Genomic DNA, 24,423 nt, shown 5'->3' with positions numbered 1-24,423 from the left:
TTTTTGTTACGATTGGCAGCAACCAACTTATATAAGCCTAAGTGGACCGATGAAATCCAGCAAGAGTGGATCAGCAATCTCCTGATCAACCGGCCGGCATTATCAGAAAGTAAATTGCGAAAGACAGTAAAGGCAATGAACACTGCTTTTCCTGACGCAAGTGTAAAAGGTTATAGATCCCTAATTAAAGATCTTACGCTGCCTGATAAAGATGACAGGCGCTTTGATCTCACACTTCCTTTTTCACTACCCCATCAAACTCAACCTGGAAAGCTTTTGCATAAACCGCCATTTGTTCCGGTATAGATTCATTATTATCCATCCAATCCAGCTGGATCTCTAACGCGCCTCCGCCATCATTAAAGTATAATATCAGGTAATTGAATGAGCCGCTTTCACCGGTCTCCTCCCTTATACCATAACTGCGCAGGGTGTTCCATGCATAACAAGATCCTTTGTATTTAATTCCTTCATGATTCAGCTCCATCACCAGGGAATTTTTAATAGCAACCCAGGTACAGCGGCCAAATGCAATAAGGCCTATCGTCAAAAAAAACCAGCCGAAAAACGAAGCTACACTCCTACTTGCAAGCCAGTAAAAACCCTGGCATGCGGCCAGGAAACCGATGACTGCTGCTACTGAATAAGCAACGCGGTGCCTTTTATATTGAACAATAGGTAATTCCATTATGATGGATTTCCGGTAATATTACATCATTTTCCGTATGGAATATGACAAAAGGAGGAGGATACAACAATGCACTTTAATATTAGCACTTCTGTTGGCGAACTACATGTTTTGAAACATGAAAAAGATCCAAACAAGCCTACCATCGTTCTTTTACATGATAGCCTGGGCTGTATTGAACTTTGGAGGGATTTCCCGAAAAACCTTGGCGCATTAGCTGATTGCAATGTATTGGCGTATGACAGGCTGGGATACGGAAAATCGGGTCCTTTCATTACCTTAAAACGCGACAATAACTATTTAGAAATTGAGGCAGATATACTACCCGAAGTACAGAGTTATTAAAACTCAGGAACAAGCGGATACATTTATGAAAATACTTAAAGCCATTTAAGTTTATTCGCTGCAATACATGCGGTGATTATCTTCCGTAAGCTTTATCCTTCCTGCCCCAGCCGATTTTCCACTTCCTCCTTGTACTAGCAGTTTCAATCAATCATTTTAAACTACAGGCTCAGGAATATTATCTACTATAAGCCACCCCTCCTCGCCATCAAACACCACAAAACAAAAAATCTCCCCTCCCAAACTTTTTATAAAACCCCCTCGTATATGTAACCGTTCCAGGAAACAACAAATATACAGAAGCATTATTCTTAAGGTCAACAATCCTGTGGCCCTGCTATACACAGGACCTAAACATATTCAAAACACATTTATGAAAAGGAAAACTGTAAAACAGATCCTCCTGTGGGGAGGTAGTATATTCCTGTGCCTGACAGTAGTATTAGCGGTACACATTTATATGGTTACACGCCCCAAGGCACCGGATGCACATACCCGTATTATGGCTCGGATAGATATTAAACAGCCGCTTTCACAGCAGGATGCGGATAAGATATCTTCCTGGATGTACCAGCAGCAAGGAGTAGACCGCGTAATGGTAAACCCGCAGTCCAGGATCGTGGTGTTTACTTTTTTTCCGGTAAAAACCAGCGCTACCGACATCGTACACAATTTTAAAATGGCGCTTCATTATCCAGGTGACCGGTATCTGCCAGGCGCTGAAGAAATGAAGCAGGGATGCCCGGCTATGGGCGCCTCCTTTGCGTCTAAGATCACCAGCATTGTTAAATACATTTTTTAAATAGTAAAATCAATCAACCCACATGAAAAAGTCAACATTGTTATTTGTCCTTGGCCTGGTGGCCGCCTTTGCAGTAATGGAATCCTGTAAGAAAGACAAGAATACAGACACTCCCACTAAAATGACCCTGTATGATTCCTTAGGTGGCACTACGATGGTAAGCGACCCTGCGAATGCAGGCATGATGATAGAAAAGGGCCGCCTGGGCCTCCGTTCTGTAGTGGACAGCGCCATTTTTGTAATTGCAGGTGATTCAAAGCTCAATGGTTTCTTTACCGTATTACTGGCAGAGGTTACCTCCGGCAATACCAGCGGTTTCCAGGCGCTGAGCAAAAATCTGACAGACTTTTTCTGTGTGGCTACAGGCGCTAAAAACTTCCAGTATGGCGGTAAGAGCATGGTGGCTGCGCACGACCCGGCCCAGAACTCCCGTATGAACGGCAAAGCAGCCAATGCTGATTTTGATGAGTTCATAGTGGACCTGGTAGCTGCGGCTAAAAAGAACGGCCTTTCTGACCAGCTGATCGGCCAGGTTGGTAAAGTAGTAGAAACAGTACGCCCTGCAGTGGTGCAGAAATAAACGGGGTTTTCATATATACAGTAACGTGCCTCAATGAAAGTTGAGGCACTTTTTTTATCTCCACTGAAAATAAAAACAGCTCCCCTCCCCTGCTACAGATCTTACCCACACCTTGCCGCCCTGCGCTTCCACCAGCAGTTTCAGGATATTAAGCCCTACACCTGTTCCTTTTGTATCATCCTCATCCAGTGTTTCAAATAACCGGAAAATGCGGGTGTTGTCTTTTTCTTCAATACCGGGGCCATTGTCCTTTACATAAAATTCGTAGAACTCTCCTTTTAATGCCCCGCCTATACTGATCACGGTTTCCTGTTTATCGTTGTATTTAATGGCGTTGCTTAATAAATTCTGGAACACCTGCCATAACTTTTGCCGGTTGGTATGCAGCACCGGTAACTGCGGCTCAATGTGGATCTTCACATGATCCGGCGGAAACAGCAGCTCTACCAGCTGTTCCAGCAGCTCCGGCACATCCACCTCTTCCGCTGCCTGCTGCAGCGGGTGAAGGCTGCTGTATTCCAGTATGGCGCTGATCATATCAGAAAGCTGGGTAGCAGAGCTGATAGCCATTTCCAGGTAGTTCATAAGTTCCGGCGCCTGCTGCAATTGCTTTTCTTCTTTCAGTAATAATAACAGGCCGGCCACACCGGAAAGCGGCGATTTCAGGTCATGCGCTACCGTATGCATGAACCGTTCCAGCTGCCCGTTCACATGCTCTTTTTCTTCAAGGGTTTGCTTTAGCTCCTGTTCATAGAAATACAGCCGTTCAAACACATCCACCTTGGCACGGCATATATTTACATTCAGCGGTTTTAACAGGTAGTCTACGGCGCCCTGCTCAAAACCCATCATCATATCCTGCTCTTCCTTATTACTGGCAGTTACAAAAATAATGGAGATGTTGCGTGTTTCCGGATCAGCCTTTAACAGGCGGGCTACTTCAAAGCCATCTATATCCGGCATCTGCACATCCAGTAAAATAAGCCCGATCTCCTCATGCCGCAGTACTTCCTTTAAGGCATCGCTGCCGGAGCCGGCCAGTATAAACTCCCGGTGATCCGCTTCCAGCATAGCCTGCAGCGAGTGAAGATTTTCAGGACGGTCATCTACCAACAGGATGGTGATCTTTTTTGTTCGGCTCACATTCATTATGATTGGTTATGGCGGTATATTTTATGTTGCAAATTCACGGTATCAAATTGCCGGCTTATTTCAGCGGCGTGAATAGATTCTTTAGTGCCCAGGGCCAGGTAACCGTGCGGCGACAAACTTTCCTCAAACAGCCGTAACACCTGCGCCTGCAGCTCCCGTTTAAAATAGATGAACACATTGCGGCAGCAGATCAGCTGGAACTCATTGAAAGAACCATCTGTTACCAGGTTATGCTGTGAAAAAGTAATATGCTTACGCAGCTCTTTTTTAAAGATCACACTGTCGTATTTGGCAGTATAGTAATCGCAAAAATCGGCCTGGCCACCGGATTGTATATAATTGTGCGTGTTATGCTTCATGGCGCTTACCGGCACAATACCCGCCCTGGCCCGTTCCAGGTTAGCGGGGTTCAGGTCCGTGGCATAAATGCGCGTTCTGTTCAATAAACCTGCTTCGTGCAATAAGATGGCCATAGACAGCGCTTCTTCGCCTGTGGCACAGCCTGCATGCCAGATCTTAATAATGGGATAGGCGGCCAGCTTAGGCAGCACCTGTGTTTTCAATATTTTAAAGAACGATGGATCCCGGAACATCTCCGTAACATTCACAGTTATGTACTGCACCATGCGGTTCAGGAAACCGGCCTCATTTACCAGGCGGTGTTTCAGGTCAAACACACCAGGCACTCCCTCATGCCCCATGAAATAAAGGATACGCCGTTTAACGGAGGCCTGCATATAACCGGTAAAATCAAATCCATACTGCAGCTTCAGCACATGTAATACACCGGAAAGATCGTGATTGCTTAATTCATTACTCATAGGATATACCTGCTTACCCTAACCATACACGCAACAGTGAAAAAAGTTTATTTCCATCTACCGGTTTGGCAATATAATCTGATGCGCCGGCGCTTATACATTTCTCGCGGTCGCCGCCCATAGCCTTGGCTGTAAGCGCTATTACCGGCAGCAGGGCGGTACGCTCGTTATTGCGGATATGCCGTATAGCTTCATAACCGTCCATTTCCCGCATCATAATATCCATTAACACCAGGCGTATATCCGGGTGGGTTTCCAGCTGCTGCAGTGCCTCTTTACCATCTGTAGCCGTTATTACCTGCAGTCCTTTGCCGGATAATAATGCCTTTAAAGAAAACAGGTTGCGCATATCATCATCTGCCAGCAGCACCTTTTGCCCTTCCAGGCTTTGCTCTGCAGGGGCCGGGGCTGTTGCCTGCAAAGGAGCTTGCTTTGCTTCATTTACCCGGAACAGGAATAGCGCCAGCTCATCCAGCAAGCGGTCACGGGAAAAAGTGGAATCGCGGATAATGGCAGCGGCTTCTTTTTTCAGCTGCATTTCATCTGCTTCGGAAATGTCGCGGTCCAGGTATACGATCAGTGGCTTATCTTTTCCCACTATAGACCTTAACAGTGATAGCTGCCGGATGCCTTCCTGCACATTGCTGCCAATATCCAGCACTATGCCGTCAAAGCTTTCCTGCGGCAAAATGCCGGCTGCTTCCTGTATATGCTTTACATGGCGGTATTCTGTGTGCAGCTGCCGCTCATCGCTGAGCGGTTGCAGGGAGGGCGCCTGCAGCAAGGTGTTAGCGGATATCACCAGCACCTTTTTCAGATCTTCCTGCACATGGTATTGAATGCCGGAGAATACGGCTTCCAGGTCATTCATCTGCAAAGGCTTTTGCGTGTATCCCTGTATGTGATCGCTTACCTGTAAGGATATTTCTCCGGAAGAAATGATGTGTACAAGGATATGTTTCAGCTCCGGTGAATTGCGGATCACCTTCAGAATGCTATGCCCGTCAATAAACGGCAGGTTTACATCCAGTATAATGGCTGCCGGCAGGTATTTGCGCGCAAAGAACAGGCCATCGCTACCATTCAGCGCTACCACTGTTTTATATCCCTTTTGCCGGGCAAAGTCGCGCAGGATGGTGGCAAAATTCGCATCGTCCTCTATGATCAGCACTACGGTATCGCCTTTGCTCAGCTGCTCACGGTCGTCTGTAACCGGCGCCGCCTCTTTCTGGTAACCAAACGGTATGGGGGCATGCGGGATGGCCACGCCGGCAGAAATCTGCTGTGTAATGGCTGCTACGGGCATTACCACGGTAAAGGTGCTGCCCTGTCCTTCCCTGCTTTGCAGCCGTATTTCACCGCCTAACATTTTCACCAGCTCGCGGCTAATAGAAAGCCCTAGTCCTGTACCGCCGAACCTGCGGCTGGTGGAACCATCTGCCTGGCGGAAGGCTTCAAACACCTGCAGCTGTTTATCCAACGGTATGCCCATGCCGGTATCGGCAACGGCTATATGCAAACCATCGTCCTGCATATGGCATTGCAGGCGTACGGTACCTCCTGACGGTGTGAATTTAAATGCGTTGGACAGCAGGTTCCGGATCACCTGTTCCAGCCGCTGCCTGTCTGTATGAATATTGGCGGGCACCCCGGGCGCTATTGTTGTAATAAAGTGGATCTGCTTTTGTTCTGCCACAAAATAGAACAGCTGTTCCAGGTCGTACATCACAGCGGCTATGGACACCTCCTCTATATTGATCTCCAGCTTACCGGCTTCTATCTTTGAAAGGTCCAGTATGTCATTGATCAGCTTTAACAGGTCGGAGCCGGAGCGGTGAATAATGCCGGCGTACTCCATTTGCTTGGCAGAAAGGTTGCGCTCTTTATTTTCTTCCAGCAGACGGGCCAGTATTAACACGCTATTCAGCGGCGTGCGCAGCCCATGCGACATGTTAGCTAAAAACTCCGATTTGTATTTGCTGCTTTGTTCCACCTCCTGCGCTTTCCGCGCCAGTTCCTGCTTAGCCAGCTCCAGGGTATGGTTCTTGGCTTTCATTTCTTCATTAACCTGCCGCAGCTCCTCTTCATGCACCCGCAATTCTTCTTCAGAGGCCCGCAGCTCACTATTGGTTTCCTGTAATTTGCCTTGTTGCGTTTCCAGTATCTGCTTTTGGGATTGCACGGTTTCCAGCAGGCTTAATATGCGGGTTCTGGAAATAGCGGCCTGGAAGCCAATGGCAATAGCATCTGTAACGCCTTTTAAAAAGGTTAGCTGCTTGGGTTGTACCTCCAGGAAAGAAGCCAGCTCCAGTACGCCTATTAACCGGTTATCCACCCACAACGGTACGTATAACAAAGCGCCAGGCTGGCCGGTCAGGGTTGCAGCGCTTATCTGCCAGTAATGAGCTGGAATATCTTTTAGTACCTGTATTTCTTTTTGAGTGGCGGCCTGCCCGATCAAACCTTCCTGTAAAGTATAGTTTTTTACGGGATTAGCCTGCAGGGCTACGCCGGCGGCCAGCTTCAGCAGCTTTTCCTCTTCATCATAATAATAGATCGCACCGGCAGGCAGGGCCAGGTATTGTACCAATGTTTGCAGGCATTTTTCTGCCCGCTGAATTATGCTGGTTTGCCCGTGCAGGCTTTCATTCACCTGGCCTATACCGCTTAGGAGCCAGTTCTTTTCATTGGTAGTATTGTTCAGGCTTACCAGCTCATTCAGCTTGTGCCTCAGCTCCCGCTGCGCTTTTATACGATTGCTAAGCTCCCGGTAAGAGATGATCATTAATATACTGGCTACCAGAAGAATTAAAAGGGTGTTAATGATCAGCATAACTGTGGCGCGGCTTACCGCACGGTTGCTCTGCTCATTACGGGTTACCAGCAGGTTTCTTTCCGCAGTTGTCAGGTCTGCGAGGCTGGTATGTACCTGGTTCAGGTATTTTCTTTCCTCCTTTGCAATGGGTACTACATGGCTAAAAATATAATTGCTGTCCTGTTTGGTGTCCAGCCGTTCCCAGAAATTCAGCAGGGCAATCATGTTATTTTCTATCTGCGTGGCGCGCCGGGCTTCAGCTGGGTTATCGGCCACCATTTTCTTCAGTTCCTGCACCAGCGGCAAGGGCTTACTGCGCTGGGCATAATAAGGCGCCAGGTATTGCGTATCATGTGTGCTGCGGAAGGTGATACCGGCGGATTCTATTTCGTACACAATGCGGTTAATACGCTGGCTCAGGGTAATTACTTCATACGTATGCTCCACCCAGCCGGCTTCTGTACGTTGTTTATTAAAGGTCAGGTAAGAAAAGATCCCTGCTGTGATCACTAATACCAGGGCCACCCCAAAGCCCAGGAATAGCCCTATCTTCAATTTTGGTCTCATATATATGGCGCCAACTAGTGGAAATGATCAATTCGTGATGGACAAATATATACTTAAAAATATCAGTTAATTTAATGTTATACAAACATTCGATTGCATTTTATCATTCAGCACCCTTAATGCTCAATCCGCCAAAAAGGCCGTCACGCCTTGTTGTAAAACAAGAGTAATATTTTTTTTTTTGCTACGATGGCTTATATTCGATAAAATTTCTCGTTAGGATACCGAACTGATACTTGTTTTAACCGGATAACGGTTTATTAAAAAAATTAATGCATCACCACAATCCCTACTCTATGAATACAGTGAACGATAGGGGTATTCCAAAACTGCCAACATGAATAAGATCTTATTAGTTGAAGATGATGAAGTCATGCCAAAGATTGTTGAGAGGATCCTGCACCGGGAGGAATACCGCATAGACCATGTTACCAACGGTAAAGAGGCCTTTCAAAAGCTGGATGACACCGGTTATGATTATGACCTCATTATTACAGATATATTAATGCCTTACGCCAGTGGTTTTGAGATCATCAGCAAGGTAAAGAACCGTAAAGAAGGTAAGCCCATCCCGGTGATCATTGTTTCCAATGCGGGCAATGAGGATATGGTGCTGGAAGGTTTTAAGCTGGGTGCCGACGATTTTTTGAAAAAGCCGGTAATGCCCGGTGAATTACTGATCCGCGTAAAAAGATTGCTCATGCAATATAAATAGGCATGTGGCTTGCTGCCGGTGCTTTAGCCGGTATGCCAGGCACTGTTATAACTGATCCTACTGAAAAATGAATGTGTTACCTGTATTTTTTACATCTGTCCTATATAACCTTAGGTATGCGCCGCTGATCATCCAGATCGCATGCGTATTTATATTTATTGCCGTTACCTGCACTATTACTGCTTACCTGTCTATACTCATAGGCCGCTATAAAGGCCACCGGCATGAAAAAAAGCTGGCTAAGCTGCACCCGCTCATTGACCAGCTGCTGCTGGATAATGTATTGATGAACGAGGCGCTTATCCATGAAGATGCTGAAGAAATTCCCGTGGCGGCAGATGCTTTTCACCAGCCTGTGTTCCGCAAACGCTGGGCGCGGCAGGCGCTGATAGACCGGCTGATACACTACCGCAATAATGTAAGCGGTATTATGGGCGAGCAGCTGCGCAACCTGTACATACAGCTGGAGCTGGATAAAGAATCCCTGAAAAAAATGAAGTCGCGCAAATGGGATAAAAAGGTGCAGGCCATGGCGGAGCTTACCAGCATGAACATGTCCATAGCCGATGTTACCATTCTGCCGCTTACCAACAGCCGCAACCGCGAGCTGCGTGCGGCCGCCCGGCATGCGTATATTAAACTGAGTAAGAACGAGCCCTTCAAGTTCTTTGACCTGGCTACAGAACCGCTGCTGTTATGGGACCAGGTGGAATTGTTCCGTATTATTTCCACTACGGAAAAAATTGCTATTCCCAATTTTGCACAATGGATCACCTACTCATCCAATAAAAGCATTATCTCTTTCTGCCTGAAGCTGGTAGTGCATTACAACCAGATCAGCGCAGTGCCGGCCGTTGAAAAGCTGCTGGATACGCGCGACCATTACCTGCGGGCCGATGCCATTAACTGCCTGGGCAAAATGCAGATAGCGGAAGTGGAAGATAAGCTGATACGCATGTACAACAGCCAGCCGCTGAACTGCCAGATAGAGATCCTGAAGCTGATGGGCCGTGTTAGCAGCGGCAAACACGTGGATTTTCTGCGGCAGGAATTTTTACACTCCACCGATTTTGATCTGCGCAAGAACGCCGCCAAATCACTGATCAAGAATCAATGGGCAGCCAAAAACCTGATCACCGAGCTGGTGGATACCGCTACTGCGGAAAACAAACGCATCCTGAAACATTGCATGAATCCTTTGATTAAATTTTGAACGGCAGCATGAGCTTTTGGCAAACCATAGGACGGATCTATGAGAGCAGCGTTTTTGTATATGGAACGGTGCTGTTGTTTATTTATGCCATGCTGGCTGTTTTTTCTATGATAGCGGTGCGCGCCTATGCCCGCAAAGACAAGCTGGGGCAAGGCAATATGCTCAACAGCTCACCCCTGGCGCCGGGTATTACCGTGCTGGCGCCGGCTTACAATGAAGGCCTTACCATTATTTATAACGTACGCTCCCTGCTTACACTGAACTATCCCAAATATGAGATCATTATTGTGAACGATGGCAGTACGGATAACAGCCTGGAACAGCTGATCACGGAATTTGAGCTGGTGCAGGTTGATTTTGCCTACAACGTGAAAATAAAAACACAGCCGGTACGCAAGATCTTTAAATCCACTAACCCGGCGTATGCGCAGCTGATGATCATTGACAAAGTAAATGGCAAAAGCAAGGCGGATGCAGTGAATGCCGGTATTAACGCGGCCAGCTATAACTATTTTGTATGTACGGATGTGGATTGCATACTGGATAAAAACACCCTGCTGGAGCTTATTAAACCTGTAATGCAGGAAGGCACCAAACGGGTGATTGCTACCGGCGCTACCTTACGCATTGCCAACTCCTGCGAGTTTGACCAGGGCGTAATGACGCGCATGCGGCCGCCCCGGCAGCTGCTGCCCCGCTTCCAGGAAGTGGAATACATCCGCGCTTTTGTACTGGGCAAAATGGGCTGGAGCTTATTGAACTGCGTGCCCAATGTATCCGGCGGTTTGGGATTGTTTGATAAGGAAGTGGCCATCCGCAGCGGCGGCTACGATCATAGCTCTTTTGGCGAGGATATGGAGCTGATGACCCGCATGTGCCGGTATGCGCATGATAATAAGATCAACTACGCCATCCGTTATATTCCCAAAACCCTTTGCTGGACCGAGGCCCCGGAATCCGTAAAGATCTTTAACCGGCAGCGTACCCGCTGGTCAAGAGGTTTGGCGCAGCTGATGTTTTCCCATTTTGGCATGTTCCTGAACCCGCGGTATGGAAAAATGGGCCTCATCATTTTCCCCTATAATTTCTTTTTTGAGCTGCTGGCGCCCCTGGTGGAGGTGACCGGTATCATCTATTATATCGTCATGATATGCCTGGGGCAGATCAACTGGCCTACCGCTGTTATGCTGCTGGTATTCGTATATACGTATTCGGTGATGATCACTACCATCGCCATCCTGTGGGACCAGCTTACCTTCCGGTATTACCGCACCTGGAAAGAAGTGGCTTACCTGTGTATGACGCCCTTTATGGAATTTTTCCTGTATCACCCGTTGATCGTATTATTCTCCCTGCGGGGATATTATTACTTCCTGACGGGGAAGAAAAGTACCTGGGGCAACATGCAGCGGCGGGGCTTCCGGCAAAATGTGCCTGGCGCCAAAACAGCCGCCGTTTAACCATAAAAACCAATTGAACGCGCGTGGAGTTTATTAAGAATTTTTATGAGGGTTTTGTTTTTGTGTATGGCTGTACCATGCTGTTCTGGTATGCGCTGCTGGCCATGCTTTCCCTGCGGGGCATTATCCGGTACCAGCGCAAGAACAGTTATGTGGATCATAATATTATGGTACAATCGCCCCTGGCGCCGGGCATTTCCGTAATTGCACCGGCCTATAATGAAGGGGTTACCATTATCTCCAATGTACGGTCGCTGCTTACGCTGAACTATCCTGTTTTTGAAGTGATCATTGTAAATGACGGCAGCACGGATGATACGCTGGAAAAGCTTATTAACGAGTTCCAGCTTACAGAAGTGGTTTTTGCCTATAATGAACGCATACAATCCCAGCCTGTAAAACGTGTATTCAAGTCCGTTAATACCGCCTATGATAAGCTGGTAGTGATTGATAAGGTGAATGGTAAAAGTAAGGCAGATGCCTCCAATGCCGGCATTAACGCGGCTGCCTATGCTTATTTCCTGTGTACGGATGTGGACAGCATTATTGAAAAAGATACGCTGCTGCGCATGATCAAACCCTTTATGGATGAGGAGAACAAAAAGATCAGGGAAGTAGGCGAGCCCTGCCCGGAATGCGGGTATGTGCATGTGGTGGAAGACAGCATTCGGGTAATAGCCACAGGCGCTACCCTGCGCCTGGCCAACTCCTGCGAGGTGGATGAAGGCGTAATAACCCGTGTGCGGCCGCCCCGGCACTGGCTGCCCCGCTTCCAGGAAATGGAATATATACGCGCCTATGTGCTGGGTAAAATGGGCTGGAGCCTTATTAACTGCGTGCCCAACGTATCCGGCGGTTTGGGATTGTTTGATAAAGAAATTGCTATTAAAGCCGGCGGTTACGACAGCAAATCCTTTGCGGAGGATATGGATATTGTAACGCGCATGTGCACCTACATGATAGATAATAAGCTGAAATACGCCGTGCGTTACATCCCTACCTCCCAGTGCTGGACAGAAGGGCCGCCTAACCTCAAAGTGTTCAGCAGGCAGCGTACCCGCTGGGGGCGCGGCCTGGCAGAGATCATGACCATACACCGCAAGGTGATCTTTAACCCGCGGTATAAACGTTTAGGCATGGTGGTGCTGCCGTATAACCTGTTCTTTGAGTTCCTGGCGCCTATTATTGAATTTACGGGTATCCTGTATTACATCTACCTGATCATCACCAACCATATTAACTGGCCCTTTGCTACCATACTGCTGTTGTTTGTGTACCTCTATTCCGTAATGATCACTACCCTGGCTATCTGGTGGGACCAGATGACCTACCGTTATTATAAAACCTGGAAAGAGGTAATGGGACTGGCGCTGATGGCTTTCCTGGAACCATTCGTATATCATCCGCTGATCGTGTTCTTTGCGCTGCGCGGATATTATTTCTTTATTGTAGGAAAAAAACATACCTGGGGAAATATGCAGCGCCAGGGTTTTGGACAGAAAAAAACGACTGCTGCTTAGACCAAACTGTTATACATGCGGAGTGTTATAAAATACCTGTTACCGGTTGTGATGTTGTGCAGCTATCTGCCGGCCACGGCCCAGCTATTTGGAAAAAAGGGGAAGGATGCAGAGGAATTGTACAATGAAGCAGTACGGCAAACCAAAGCGCAAAATTATAAACAGGCTATTGAAATATCCAAACAGGCGCTGGCCAAACAACCGGATATGACAGACCAGCAGCTGCTGCTGGGCCACCTGTACATGCTTACCGGGCAGAACGATCTGGCCAGAAAGTATGTAAAACAGGTGCTGGCAGCTGCCCCGCGCTACCGCGATGCTTACTTTTACGCGATCAATATAGAGCTGTCTGAAAAGAAATACGAGGAAGCCTCCTGTTATGCAGATCAGGGCTTGGGTTATTTTCCCAATGACCACGACCTGATGTTAAAGAAACTAAGCGTGCTGGATGCAGCCGCCAACTTTTACAAGGGCGATGCGTATGCCACTACCCTGCTGAATACCTACCCGGAAGATACTACGGTGCGCAATGCCTATACCGGCCACTACCTGCTTTCCGGCAACTATTTCCGGGCCAGGGGCAATACTAACCTGGCGCGCAGCAGCTATGAAAAAGCGCTGATGATGGAGCCGGATAACGAGGAAGCCAAAACCGCCATCACTAACATGTATATACGTTCCGGTAACTTTTCTCCTGCACTGGAACAGGTGAATGCTGCGCTGGTCACCAATCCATCATCTTACGAGCTGCTGATGCGCAAGCTGTCACTGCTGCAGGACATGCACAGCTATGCAGATGCGCTGGGCGTGCTGCAGCAGGTGCTGAAATATTATCCCAATGATGCCAAAGCCCGCGGTATGGATGTATCCCTGCGTATGGAGGCTGCAGCCTACTATGCACAAACAGACCCTTACCTGTTATACCAAAACATACTGGGAAAAGATGCAGGTAACCGGGAGGCGCTGGATAAAGTAATTGGGCTAAGCATGTCCAGGGGAGCATACCGGGAAGCGCTGGCATGGATTAACCGGGGACTGAAACAAAACCCTAATGATCAGCGTTTGCTGGGATTAAAAATAGATGTGCTGGAAAGCGACCGCAAATTTACGGAAGCAGCTGCGCTTACCGGGCGGCTGCGGCAAAGCAACCCCTCATCTGCAGATCTGAAGAACCGCTATGTAAGCCTGAAAGTGGCCAGCGGACGGGATTACCTGGCGCAGCAGCAATATGACCTGGCCCTCTCTGAATTTGAGATGGCCCTGCAGGCTGCTCCTGCTGATACTGTAGCACTGGATATGCTTACCAACACCTACCTGGTACAAAAAAATCCTGCCCGCGCCTTACAGGTGCTGAACCAGGCGCTGAACACTTACCCGGATAACACCCGCTTTCTGCTAAAGAAATCCAACATATTGGCGGATATGGGGCGGTATGATGAAGCAGCAGATATAACCGCTGCGCTGCTGGCCCAATATCCCAATGATCCCAGGTACAGCGGTATGCTTACAGATACCCGTTTAACAGCCGGCCGCATATTAATGCAGGCAGAAGAGTATGATATGGCACGTTTACAGCTGCAGGCCGTACTGGCCCAACAGCCGGATAACGCAGAAGCGCTGAACTACCTCATTAACCTGGAAAGTGCCCGGCAGCGGCCTGACAGCGCTTTGCACTACGCCAACCTGGCCCTCGGATACCATCCGGACGATAAAGACCTGCTGCTGAAAAAAGCCGGCCTGCTCACAGATATGAAACGCTATGAGGAAGCCGGCGCTATCACTTACGCCTTAATGCAGCGCTACCCTTTTTCCACCAAATACCGCAACGCCTATACGGAGAATTTGCTGGCAGCCGGTACCAGCTACCAGCGGAACAATACGCCGGACAGCGCCCTGCAGGCTTTTAGCCAGGTGCTGGCCGTAAATAGCCGGGATTCCCTGGCCCTGTTATACAGCATTAATATTTTAAACGGCAGGCAGGCATATGACAGCGCGCTGCTATATGCCAACCGGGGCATACATTACTACCCTGATAATGTAGCCTTTTTACAGAAAAGAGCCATTACCCTGGAAAATAAAAAGGAGTATGCGCAGGCTGCCGCAGCAGCAGATTCTGTAGTGAAGCTGCAGGGCAGTGCCGCCAATATTGATTATGCAGACTTTTTGCAAAGCAAAACACTGAAGAACCAGTTTGGTATGTTCTTCCTGCATTCCAGCTATGACTACAACGATAATAAGTACAACATTGCCACCCTGGAATACCGGCATTTTTTTAAACGGGGCTCCTATGCTGCGCGGTTAAACTACGCCGGGCGGGAACAGGGCACCGGATTAATGGGCGAAGCAGAGCTGTATTACACGCACAACAAACAGCTATACTCCTATGCGCTGGCCAGCTATTCCAATGAGCTGGTATTTCCAAAAGTAAGGCTGGCCTACTCTTTATTTAAAACCTTTAAGCATGATGTGGAAGCGGAGCTGGGCGCACGTTACCTGCAGCAGGCAGACAGCGGCAACGTAATTTCCGGTGTGGCATCATTAGGCAAAACATTCAAAGATTTTTATGTGAACCTGCGGGCATATTTCATCAGTGATTCGCCGGACTTCTATACTTCTTTTAACCTGACCACCCGTTATTATATGAACCACGGGCAGGACTATATTTCGTTTATAGCAGGCCTGGGCACCTCGCCGGATGACCGCAGCCGCCTGATACAGTTCCCCAAACTATCCGGCCTGCTTACGCGCAGCGTGGGCGCGGGTTACCAGAAAACATTTAAATACCGCACTACAGTGGGCTTATATGGTACCTGGATCAATCAAAAGATCAGCGATACCAATTTCCAGAACCAGTATGATATTTATGTAACACTGCAGCGCAGGTTTTAATCACATTACATGTTCAGGACTATGTTTACATGGATGCTGCTAATAACGCTATTTGGCTACACCGGTTGCCAGCCGGGGCAAATTAACCTTGTAACCAATGGCGCCTCCAAATACGTGATCGTAATACCGGAAGATGCGGGTAAGAATGAAACCCATGCCGCCGGCGTGTTACAGGATTATGTAAAACGCATATCCGGCGCCAGCCTGCCCCTGATCAAAGAAAAAAGCTACCGGCAGCAACCGGCCATTTTTATTGGTAATACCGGCGCAGGAGAAAAGTATGATACACGCCCGCTGAAAAATGAAGGTTTTTTACTTACTACCGACGTACAAGGCAACCTGTACATAAAAGGCAGCCGGGGAAAAGGTGTGGTATACGGCGTATATACCTTACTGGAAAAATACTGCGGCTGCCGTAAATATGCCGGCATACCAGCCACCGTGCCACACAGCAGTAACCTGCACCTGCCCGCACAGCTAACGGATAAACAGGAGCCTGCATTCCTTTACCGGGAAACCTACTACCCTGCTGCATTTGATAACGAATACCTGGAATGGCACCACCTGCAGCGTTTTGAGGATCTCTGGGGTTTATGGGGGCATTCCTTTTTTAAGCTGGTGCCCCCCAATACTTATTTTGCCGCCCACCCGGAATATTATGCGCTGGTAAATGGCAGCCGGCAGGCTACCCAATTATGCTTAAGCAATGAAGCCGTGTTTAAGATCACTGTAGATCATTTGCGCAAAGCCATTGCTGATAACCCCGATGCATTATATTGGTCCATTGCAGCAGAAGATGGAGGCGGCTTTTGTACCTGCGACCAATGCAGTAAGATAAATGCTGCAGAGGGCAGTGCCACAGGTACGCTTATACGTTTTGTAAATAAGGTGGCGGCCACTTTCCCGAAACAGCAGTTCAGCACCCTGGCCTACCAGCAAACAGCCCGCCCGCCGCAGCAAACCAAACCTGCAGCTAATGTGTACATTATGCTTAGCAGCATTGACGCTTACCGGCAGGAGCCTTTAAGCAGTGCGCCTTCTGCTGCCGGCTTCCGCAAAAACCTGCAGGACTGGGGCGCGCTGACCCCTAATTTATTTGTCTGGGACTACACCACCCAGTTCACCAATTACCTGGCGCCATTCCCGGATTACAATAACCTGCAGGCTAACCTGCAATACTTTGCCGCCAATAAAGTAAAAGGCGTTTTTTCACAAGGCAGCGCAGATACGTATAGCGATATGGCGGAGCTTAACAGCTATCTGCAGGCCAAGCTGCTGTGGAACCCGGACAAACTGGCTACGGCTATTATCACCGGTTTCCTGGATGGTTATTATGGCAAGGCCGGCCCTTTTATAGCGCAGTATTTACAAGCCCTGAGCGATACCCTGCAACACACTAAGGCACAGCTGGATATTTACGGTAACCCGGCAAATAATTTTTCCAATTACCTTTCGCCTGCCGCTATTGATAAATATGCTACCTTATTAGATCATGCGGAAAAAGCCGTGGATGGGGATACCCTGCTGGCCAGCCGGGTGCGGAATGCCCGCCTGCCGCTGGAATACACCGTGTTACAACAATCCCGTTTTTTTGGTACGGAAAAACATGGTTACCTGGTGCCGGATGGCAACGGGTATACTGTAAATCCGCGGTGGCCCGGGCGTGTGCAAAAATTTGTGGAACAGTGCAAACAGGCCGGTGTAACTGTGCTTGCTGAAAACGGCATTAGCCCGGATGACTACCAGCGGGAATGGGACACGTTGTTTGCCCGGAAATGGGTGAACAGCCTGGCTTTCAGAGCGCCGGTGAAATTATTAAACCCCTATGCACCGGAATACCCTGCCAATAAAGAACAAACACTTACCAACGGCGTAACGGGCACAAATGATTTCAGCACCAACTGGCTGTTTATTTACGGCAAAGACCTGGTAGCTACGATAGATCTTGGGGATAACAAAACCATACAACAAATAAGCACACATTTTTTGCAGGATGCGCGGCATTATATTTTTAACCCGGTGGCGGTGATAGTGGAAAGCTCTGCTGACGGTGTGAATTTTATTTCCATGGGGTCACAGCAGCTACCACAGCTGAAAGCGGAAGATTATACGGTGCAGATCAATGATTGTAATATACGGTTTGCGGGGGTGCAGGCGCGGTATGTACGAATAACGGCGCGTTGCCTACCGGTGATACCGGCCTGGCGCGGAGCGCCGGGGAATAAGCTGGCGGCAGTGTGTTGTGATGAGGTGTATGTGGAGTAGGCTTAATCATGTGCCTGATATTTAAGACGCAGCTTGGGGCCCGGAAGATATGGTGGACCAGTAGATTGATTTGCAAAAAACTAAGGAGCACCTGTAGATGAAAGAAAGGAATTTTTATTACTATTATTTTATAATCAATTACTTATGCAATTTTCTAATATCTCCTAATTTCTCCGAAATTAGGAGGAAAATGGGGAAAATCTCCTAAATTTGGAGAAATTAGGAGATATTATGAGAATACCTCAGCGGCCTCCATTTACTGGTAAAAAGTATGACTATAGAAATGTATTAGAAGAGCTGACCCGGTTGGAAAAGTTCAAACCTTTTTTTGAAAAAGAAGAAACTGCTTACCCATACTGGGAAAAATGGAAATATATTGCAAAGGAATGGGGCATTTTGCCAGAGAAACTATGGTTTGCCGTAAAATCAGCCAGACTTGGAAAACGTAAAGTCCTATTTTCAGATCATAAGGGTTTTCATTTTAATATTAGCTCCCCTTCTATAATCCAGCAATACTTACATGAACTGGATATGAACCTGGGCGGTGTATTGCAAAGCAGCTCTATTATCCCAGAAGATGATAAGGACCGGTACCTGATCAGTTCTTTAATGGAGGAAGCCATCGCATCCAGTCAGCTGGAAGGAGCGGCTACAACCCGCAAGATTGCTAAAGAGATGCTGGAAACCAGCCGTAAGCCTAAAAACACTTCTGAACAAATGATTGCAAACAACTATGCCGCTATGCAGTGGGTAGTTGCGAATAAAGGCCTTACTATTACAACAAAAAGAATACTTGAGATACATAGCATTATATCAAAAGGAACACTGGGAGCAGTTTCAGAAGAGGGCCAATTCAGAAAGGATGACCAGGTAAACGTTGTGGATGTACAAACCGGCAATGTAATTTACACCCCACCATCGCATATATACCTGGAAGAACTTATGGATGCTTTTTGCCATTATGCCAACGATCATAATAAAGATGCATTATTTGTTCATCCTATTTCCAAAGCCATTATATTACACTTCTTAATTGGATACATCCATCCCTTTTCTGATGGGAATGGCCGTACCGCACGCACTGTATTTTACTGGTACCTGATAAAGAAGGGTTATTGGTTAATTGAGTACATGTCTGTGTCGAGAATTATATTGGAATCAAAGGCCAGGTATGCAAGAGCCTATTTACATACAGAACTGGATGAAAACGATCTTACGTATTTCATTCTTTATAATCTTGAAGCGATCCAGACAGCCCTGGAAGACCTGAAAAAGTACATCCGCAAAAAAACAGATGAGAAACAAAACACACTTGCACTTATACGTTATACAGATTATAATGACCGGCAAGTGATACTTTTAAAGGATATCCTTTTGGATAACACTGTCTATTTTACGGTAAAACAAGTAGAAACACGATTTAAAATAAGTAACCAAACTGCCAGAACTGATCTGCAATTATTGGTTGATAAAGGCATACTTGCTTTCAGGAAAAACGGAAGCAGGCTACAATACTTTCCTACCCAAAATGCGGAAGCAAGGATCAAAAAATAAAAAAAGCCCGGCAGCCTATAAAACCTGCCGGACCTTTTATAACTATTCGGCTATTCTCCTAAATAAAAATGAAAACTATCCCCTCTCAGCCCTATGCGCATGGCTTCCAGGGGAATTACCTCATGCGGGTCAATATTACCCAGGTTGGCATTACAGCCTATGAGCTCCAGGAAATAAAGCTGCTGGTTCTTTTGCGGCGCTTCCCAGATGATCTTTTCATGGGGGATTTTTGTGAGGATCTCCTGCACCAGCCCTTCCCTTACTTCCCCTGAATCGCGGTACAGCCCTACGGTACCCATTTCACGCGCTTCTGCAATTACGTATTGCGCACCGGCTTCCATTTCTGCTTTCATCAGCTCTATCCATTTATACGGCGGCGTAATATGCTGCCGGTCCTTATCTTTAGAGCCGACTTCACTTAATACGGCGCCCAGCTTAGCCAGCTTTTCTATATACCCGCACTTTTCCGCATGCGGAATATCGATGGAGCCATCGGATACTTCTATATAATTGATGCCATATTCCTTTATGGCATTTACATAATCATTATACTGGTTACGTACCAAAAAGGCTTCAAACAGCAGGCCGCCAAAGTACACGGGTATATTATACGACTGGTATGTTTTTATCTTTTCTGCCAGGTTAGGCGTTACATGCGCGGTACCAAAGGCCAGCTTCACTATATCCACATGCTGAGCCGCCACGGAAAGGAGGTCTTTGGTATCCTGCAGGCTTAAACCTTTATCAGTTACCATTGTAAGCCCGTAAGTGCGTGGCTGTGCGGTACGTCCGGGGATCTTATCCAGGTTAAAATTCATAGTTTCCATGATTAATTCCACGGCAAAGATAGGATCAAATCTCAATGAACAAAATGAACAACTTTCCCCTACCCAATAATGGTATATTTAATACCTGCAATACCCTAACAATATCACCCATGAATCTCCTTGGCAGATCTTTCAAGCAAGCCTATGCATACCTGTTTGCCCGGAAAATGTTTTACCCGGCGCACCTGTTCCTGTATAAGCTAAGCATGTCCGGCCTGGGCATCCGCAACTCTGAAAATGATTACCTGTCGGGGGAAAAGGCTTTTATCCGTTACCTTATTAACAATGGCAAGCTGAATGACGGGGTTATTCTTGATATTGGCGCTAATATAGGGCATTACTCCATTATGCTGCGTAAGCAGCACATACGCCTGCCTCTTTTTGCTTTTGAGCCGCACCCTGCAGCTTTTAAAAAGCTGGAAGCCGCTGCCCGCACCTACCGGTTCACCCCTGTGCAGCTGGGCGCCGGTGAAGTACCTGCTACTGCCGCCATTTATGATTATGCGGGCGATGGGGGCTCCGAACACGCCAGCATTTACAAAGAAGTTATAGAGCAATTGCATGAAGGGCAGGCAGAGGAAAAACATATTACCCTTACTACTATTGATGATTTTATAGCCGGTAACCAGCTCTCCAAAATTGCCTTACTGAAAATTGATACCGAAGGGCATGAGCTGGGTGTATTAAAAGGCGCTCAAACAGCCATTGCGCGTGGCCTTATAGCAGCCGTGCAAATAGAGTTCAATGAAATGAATGTAATATCCCGCACTTTTTTCAGGGATATTGTAGCTGTGCTGCCCGGTTATGACTTTTACCGTTTATTGCCGGATGGTTTGAAACCCCTGGGGAAATACAATGTTACCCAATATGAAATATTTGCCTTCCAGAATATTGTGGCGCTGCGCAAAAGCGCCCGTTAATACGCTTGTTTATCTCCCTTGATCATATTCATGCAGGTTTGCAGAATGATCTGGCAATCCAGCCAGCAGCTGTAATTCTCAATATACCACAGGTCCAGGTCTACCCGCTTTTGCATTTGCCCGGGCAAGCGGGTTTCACCACGGCAGCCATTTACCTGGGCCCAGCCCGTAATACCCGGTTTTACCAGGTGGCGCAGCATATAACGCTGTATAGTTTGTTTAGACTCCATGTGCAGGGGTATGGCATGCGGCCGGGGACCTACCAGCGTCATATCGCCCCGCAGTACGTTAATGAACTGCGGCAGCTCATCCAGGCTGCTTTTACGCAGGAGCTTACCAATGGGGGTGATGCGTTTATCATTTGGGGTAGCCTGTAAAAAACGGCCGCTGGCATCCACCATATCACAATCCTGTACCATGGAGCGGAACTTGTAACAGGTTATTTTCCGGTTCTTTAATCCCCATCTTTCCTGCTTATACAATACCGGTCCTTTGGAGGTGAGCTTAATAAGCAGAGCTATGATGGGGAACAGCCAGCTAAACATGGAAATAAAAAGCAGTATGCTGATGGTAACATCCAAAAACCGTTTCAGGCGCTGCCTGGCAGGATCATCCAGCGGGGAGGAACGGATGGTTAACAACGGAAGGTTACCGCAAAGGTGCATACTGGCGGTACTAGTACAGTAGTTATAACAATCTGCAATGATCCGTACCCGTTTGGCTTCCTGCTCACTCATTACAATGATCTGGTGCAGCTGCTCATTTAAACCGCCGGGCATGGCTACTACCACGTCGTCAATATCATGCTCTTCCAGGATCCTTTTCAGATCCGGCAGGGTGCCCAGGAACTGCCCGTTGAGGTGCGTATTGGTTTGCTCATCTACAAAACCTACACAGCGGTAGCCAAAATGCTCATTATCCAGGATGGTCTTGTAAAAGTTCATCCCCATATCACCCGTGCCTACGATCAGTACATTTTTTGTATTATAACCCATGATCTGTAAGCGCAGCAGGGATTTTTTAACGATGTATTTGACGATAACGATCCCTGAAAAAACAAGCAGGTTATACAGCAACGTGAAGGTGCGGGGATATGGATAGTATTTAAAAAAATAAAAGAACAGGAAGGTAAGTAAACAGGCATGGATCAGCACTGTTTTAAGAATAGCTACCAGCTCAATGGAAAAGGGGCGGGTGCGGAAGTCGTCATATAAGTGCACTGAAATGCCGATGATAGTCCATGCAATTAAGCTGATGCCCAGCAGCAGCCAGTTAAAGGAAGAAAAGAACACATCTCCCTGTCCGGCTATATACCGGCGCGTGCACAGGAAAAACAAGGTCAGCACCACATAATCGATCAACAGTCTAATATAATAACTAACATCTGTATTCCATTTCATAAAACACTTATTTGGGGGCAGTAGAAATTGAGGTCAGCGGAATAACAACTATCTTTTTCTTTTGTATAACAAGTCCATCTGAAGGATCTGCAGCTGATCCGATTGTAAAAATCCTACCGGGGCAATAAACTCGAACCCAAGCTCTTTTACGAAATTATGCATCTCATCAAACAGGGGCTCCCCTTCATACATCTGTACAAAGGATGATTCAAATAATAGGTAGTCGATATTACGCAGGCCGTTCACAGCGCCTTTCAGCACTTCCTTCTCATAACCCTGCACATCCATTTTTAATAATGCGGGCGATAACAGCCGGATATCCGGCAGCAGATCATCCAGGCGTTTAACCGGTACCGTTATCTGGTCCGTGTCAGCGGTCTGGGGCATCATATCTTTTTGCAGGCCTGACACTTGTAAGGCAGAGCTGGCGTGGGAATAAGCATTGCGGTAAAATTTCAGGCAACCGCTGGAACTCCCTAGCGCCAGGTTATAGGTTTTTACGCCGGTCAGCTTGCGGGTAGTATGCTGTAATACCTGGAACACTTCCGGCAAAGGTTCAAATGAATGGATGGCAGCCCGGGGATAATAATGATTGGCGGCCATGGTAAACTGCCCTTTATTGGCGCCTACATCTATAATTACTTTCAGGTCAGGGATGTAATGCCGGCAGTTATGCAGGATCTGGGTAGAGGCCACTGAAGCGCCTTTTTCCAGCAGCGAAGAAATTCCCCGGCCTGCGGTCAGATACACTTTTGCGGTATCGGCAATTTTAAATAGGAGGTTCATTTTGAGAATTTATAATTCCAACAATCTTGATAGAAAGAGATAGTTTCCTGTACGCTTTTTTCCCAGGTAAATTTTTGTACCTGCTGTAACCCTACCCTGGTAAGCCTTTGCCGGTAGGGTTGATTTTCCAGTGAGGTGATCTTTTCTGCAAAGGCCAGGGGATCCGGCTGATCGACCAGCAGGCCGGCGGGGCCCACCACTTCCGGCATGGAAGTGCGGTTGGTGGTTACCACGGGGCAGCCTGCTTTCAACGCTTCGCCCGGCGGAAATCCGAAGCCTTCATAAATGGAAGTATACAACAGGCAGAATGCATAATTGTACAGCACATTCAGATCTGCAGCGCTCACATTTTCAAAAATGTGATAGCGGCCTGCTATTTCCTGCAAACCAATCATTTCTTCCCGGCTCCATTGCTCCCCGCCCACGATCACCAGCTTATAAACCTCCGGCAGCTGTTTGAGGGCCTTTACGGCTATACCAAAATTCTTATAGTTCCTGCGCGCGCCTACATATAATATAAAAGGCTGCCGCAGGTTAAAGGGCAGGGTAAAAAATGGCGGGATGCTTTTATTCAGCGGGTAAAAATCATTGGCTATGCCATGATACACCACCTTTACCTTTTCCGGGTTTACAAAGGGATAAAAATGCAGCAGCTCCTGCCGGGTGCTTTCAGAGATGCAGATAATACCATCTGCCCGGCGGATGCCGTATGCCTTTTGTATAATGTTGGTTAAACCCCTGGGGAACTTTGTAGCCAGCTTGCGCTCATGCGCAAGATCATGAACGGTTAAAATGTTCAGGACATTCTTTTGGGGCGATACGCGCAGGTATCCTCCATGGAAAATGGATGTTGCCGGTAACCTGCAGCGGATGGGCATGTAACGCAGGTATTTGAAGGGAAGCCTGCTTTCCCGCAGGCATGCAAAACGGCTGTAATCAAGCCTGCGCTCAAAAATATTTGCAGAGGCGCGTTGCGTATTCAGCAGGTTCACGGACAAGCCGCTGTTAAAAATACCCTGTAGCAGCTCATACCAGTAAACGGATACGCCACCTGCTTTTTGAATAGAGAATACAATGTTATCCAAGTACACCTGCATAACGGGA

Annotated in this window: 19 protein-coding genes; 11 read left to right on the top strand and 8 right to left on the bottom strand. The window is 47.5% G+C overall.

Going from position 1 to position 24,423, the window contains the following annotated elements; all coding sequences use genetic code 11:
• Positions 1-229: 229 nt before the first annotated feature.
• Positions 230-487: a hypothetical protein gene (locus KVT36_RS22480; RefSeq protein WP_217605692.1), complete on the bottom strand. Its 258-nt coding sequence runs from the start codon at positions 485-487 to the stop codon at positions 230-232.
• A gap of 312 nt (positions 488-799) precedes the next feature.
• On the opposite strand from KVT36_RS22480, the gene KVT36_RS22475 reads away from it, so the two are divergent.
• From KVT36_RS22475 to KVT36_RS22465, 3 genes are all read left to right on the top strand, one after another.
• Positions 800-1,033, top strand: a complete 234-nt coding sequence (locus KVT36_RS22475; RefSeq protein WP_217605691.1) for an alpha/beta fold hydrolase — start codon at positions 800-802, stop codon at positions 1,031-1,033.
• A 373-nt stretch (positions 1,034-1,406) separates the two neighbouring features.
• Positions 1,407-1,835: a hypothetical protein gene (locus tag KVT36_RS22470; RefSeq protein ID WP_217605690.1), complete on the top strand. Its 429-nt coding sequence runs from the start codon at positions 1,407-1,409 to the stop codon at positions 1,833-1,835.
• A 22-nt stretch (positions 1,836-1,857) separates the two neighbouring features.
• Positions 1,858-2,415, top strand: a complete 558-nt coding sequence (locus tag KVT36_RS22465; protein WP_217605689.1) for a group 1 truncated hemoglobin — start codon at positions 1,858-1,860, stop codon at positions 2,413-2,415.
• A gap of 54 nt (positions 2,416-2,469) precedes the next feature.
• Here KVT36_RS22465 and KVT36_RS22460 read toward each other — a convergent pair whose 3' ends face one another.
• Genes KVT36_RS22460 through KVT36_RS22450 form a run of 3 tightly spaced genes read right to left on the bottom strand, consistent with a single transcriptional unit; the run spans position 2,470 to position 7,770 of the window.
• Positions 2,470-3,558, bottom strand: coding sequence for a response regulator (locus tag KVT36_RS22460; RefSeq protein WP_368670039.1), 1,089 nt, complete (start codon positions 3,556-3,558; stop codon positions 2,470-2,472).
• Positions 3,559-3,563: 5 nt separating this feature from the next.
• The gene (locus KVT36_RS22455; protein ID WP_217605687.1) at positions 3,564-4,388 is read right to left on the bottom strand and encodes a protein-glutamate O-methyltransferase CheR; all 825 of its coding nucleotides are present in this window, start codon (positions 4,386-4,388) and stop codon (positions 3,564-3,566) included.
• A 13-nt stretch (positions 4,389-4,401) separates the two neighbouring features.
• Positions 4,402-7,770 (bottom strand): response regulator, encoded by a 3,369-nt coding sequence (locus tag KVT36_RS22450; RefSeq protein ID WP_217605686.1) that lies wholly within the window; start codon positions 7,768-7,770, stop codon positions 4,402-4,404.
• Positions 7,771-8,107: 337 nt separating this feature from the next.
• On the opposite strand from KVT36_RS22450, the gene KVT36_RS22445 reads away from it, so the two are divergent.
• The 7 genes from KVT36_RS22445 to KVT36_RS22415 all read left to right on the top strand — a co-directional run bounded on the left by KVT36_RS22445 (position 8,108) and on the right by KVT36_RS22415 (position 19,386).
• Positions 8,108-8,485 carry a PleD family two-component system response regulator gene (locus KVT36_RS22445; RefSeq protein ID WP_089915214.1) on the top strand — a complete coding sequence of 126 codons (378 nt, stop codon included), beginning with the start codon at positions 8,108-8,110 and terminating at the stop codon, positions 8,483-8,485.
• A gap of 67 nt (positions 8,486-8,552) precedes the next feature.
• The gene (locus KVT36_RS22440; RefSeq protein ID WP_217605685.1) at positions 8,553-9,698 is read left to right on the top strand and encodes a HEAT repeat domain-containing protein; all 1,146 of its coding nucleotides are present in this window, start codon (positions 8,553-8,555) and stop codon (positions 9,696-9,698) included.
• Between the two features lie 8 nt (positions 9,699-9,706).
• A complete protein-coding gene (locus KVT36_RS22435; RefSeq protein ID WP_217605684.1) occupies positions 9,707-11,158 on the top strand; it encodes a glycosyltransferase in 1,452 nt (483 codons plus the stop codon).
• 23 nt (positions 11,159-11,181) lie between these two features.
• Positions 11,182-12,678 (top strand): glycosyltransferase family 2 protein, encoded by a 1,497-nt coding sequence (locus KVT36_RS22430; protein WP_217605683.1) that lies wholly within the window; start codon positions 11,182-11,184, stop codon positions 12,676-12,678.
• Positions 12,679-12,693: 15 nt separating this feature from the next.
• The gene (locus tag KVT36_RS22425) at positions 12,694-15,567 is read left to right on the top strand and encodes a tetratricopeptide repeat protein (protein ID WP_217605682.1); all 2,874 of its coding nucleotides are present in this window, start codon (positions 12,694-12,696) and stop codon (positions 15,565-15,567) included.
• Between the two features lie 9 nt (positions 15,568-15,576).
• Positions 15,577-17,832 carry a DUF4838 domain-containing protein gene (locus tag KVT36_RS22420; protein WP_217605681.1) on the top strand — a complete coding sequence of 752 codons (2,256 nt, stop codon included), beginning with the start codon at positions 15,577-15,579 and terminating at the stop codon, positions 17,830-17,832.
• 210 nt (positions 17,833-18,042) lie between these two features.
• On the top strand, positions 18,043-19,386 hold the full coding sequence (locus KVT36_RS22415; protein ID WP_217605680.1) for a Fic family protein: 1,344 nt from the start codon (positions 18,043-18,045) through the stop codon (positions 19,384-19,386).
• Positions 19,387-19,436: 50 nt separating this feature from the next.
• Here KVT36_RS22415 and KVT36_RS22410 read toward each other — a convergent pair whose 3' ends face one another.
• Positions 19,437-20,204 (bottom strand): phosphosulfolactate synthase, encoded by a 768-nt coding sequence (locus KVT36_RS22410; protein WP_217605701.1) that lies wholly within the window; start codon positions 20,202-20,204, stop codon positions 19,437-19,439.
• A 119-nt stretch (positions 20,205-20,323) separates the two neighbouring features.
• Here KVT36_RS22410 and KVT36_RS22405 point away from each other — a divergent pair, with 119 nt between their 5' ends.
• On the top strand, positions 20,324-21,133 hold the full coding sequence (locus KVT36_RS22405; protein WP_217605679.1) for an FkbM family methyltransferase: 810 nt from the start codon (positions 20,324-20,326) through the stop codon (positions 21,131-21,133).
• On the opposite strand, the gene KVT36_RS22400 is transcribed toward KVT36_RS22405, so the two are convergent.
• From KVT36_RS22400 to KVT36_RS22390, 3 genes are read right to left on the bottom strand one after another with little or no spacing between them, the layout of a single operon-like run.
• A complete protein-coding gene (locus KVT36_RS22400; RefSeq protein WP_217605678.1) occupies positions 21,130-22,533 on the bottom strand; it encodes an undecaprenyl-phosphate glucose phosphotransferase in 1,404 nt (467 codons plus the stop codon). The genes KVT36_RS22405 and KVT36_RS22400 overlap by 4 nt on opposite strands.
• A 48-nt stretch (positions 22,534-22,581) precedes the next feature.
• Positions 22,582-23,319, bottom strand: coding sequence for an FkbM family methyltransferase (locus tag KVT36_RS22395; RefSeq protein ID WP_217605677.1), 738 nt, complete (start codon positions 23,317-23,319; stop codon positions 22,582-22,584).
• The gene (locus tag KVT36_RS22390) at positions 23,316-24,416 is read right to left on the bottom strand and encodes a glycosyltransferase family 1 protein (RefSeq protein WP_217605676.1); all 1,101 of its coding nucleotides are present in this window, start codon (positions 24,414-24,416) and stop codon (positions 23,316-23,318) included. Before KVT36_RS22390 ends, KVT36_RS22395 begins: the two co-directional genes overlap by 4 nt.
• Positions 24,417-24,423: the final 7 nt, after the last annotated feature.

This window comes from Chitinophaga sp. GbtcB8 (assembly GCF_019091455.1).
GTDB lineage: Bacteria > Bacteroidota > Bacteroidia > Chitinophagales > Chitinophagaceae > Chitinophaga.
The sequence above is the reverse complement of the archived record's forward strand: the minus strand, read 5'-3'. Positions and strand labels throughout refer to the sequence as shown.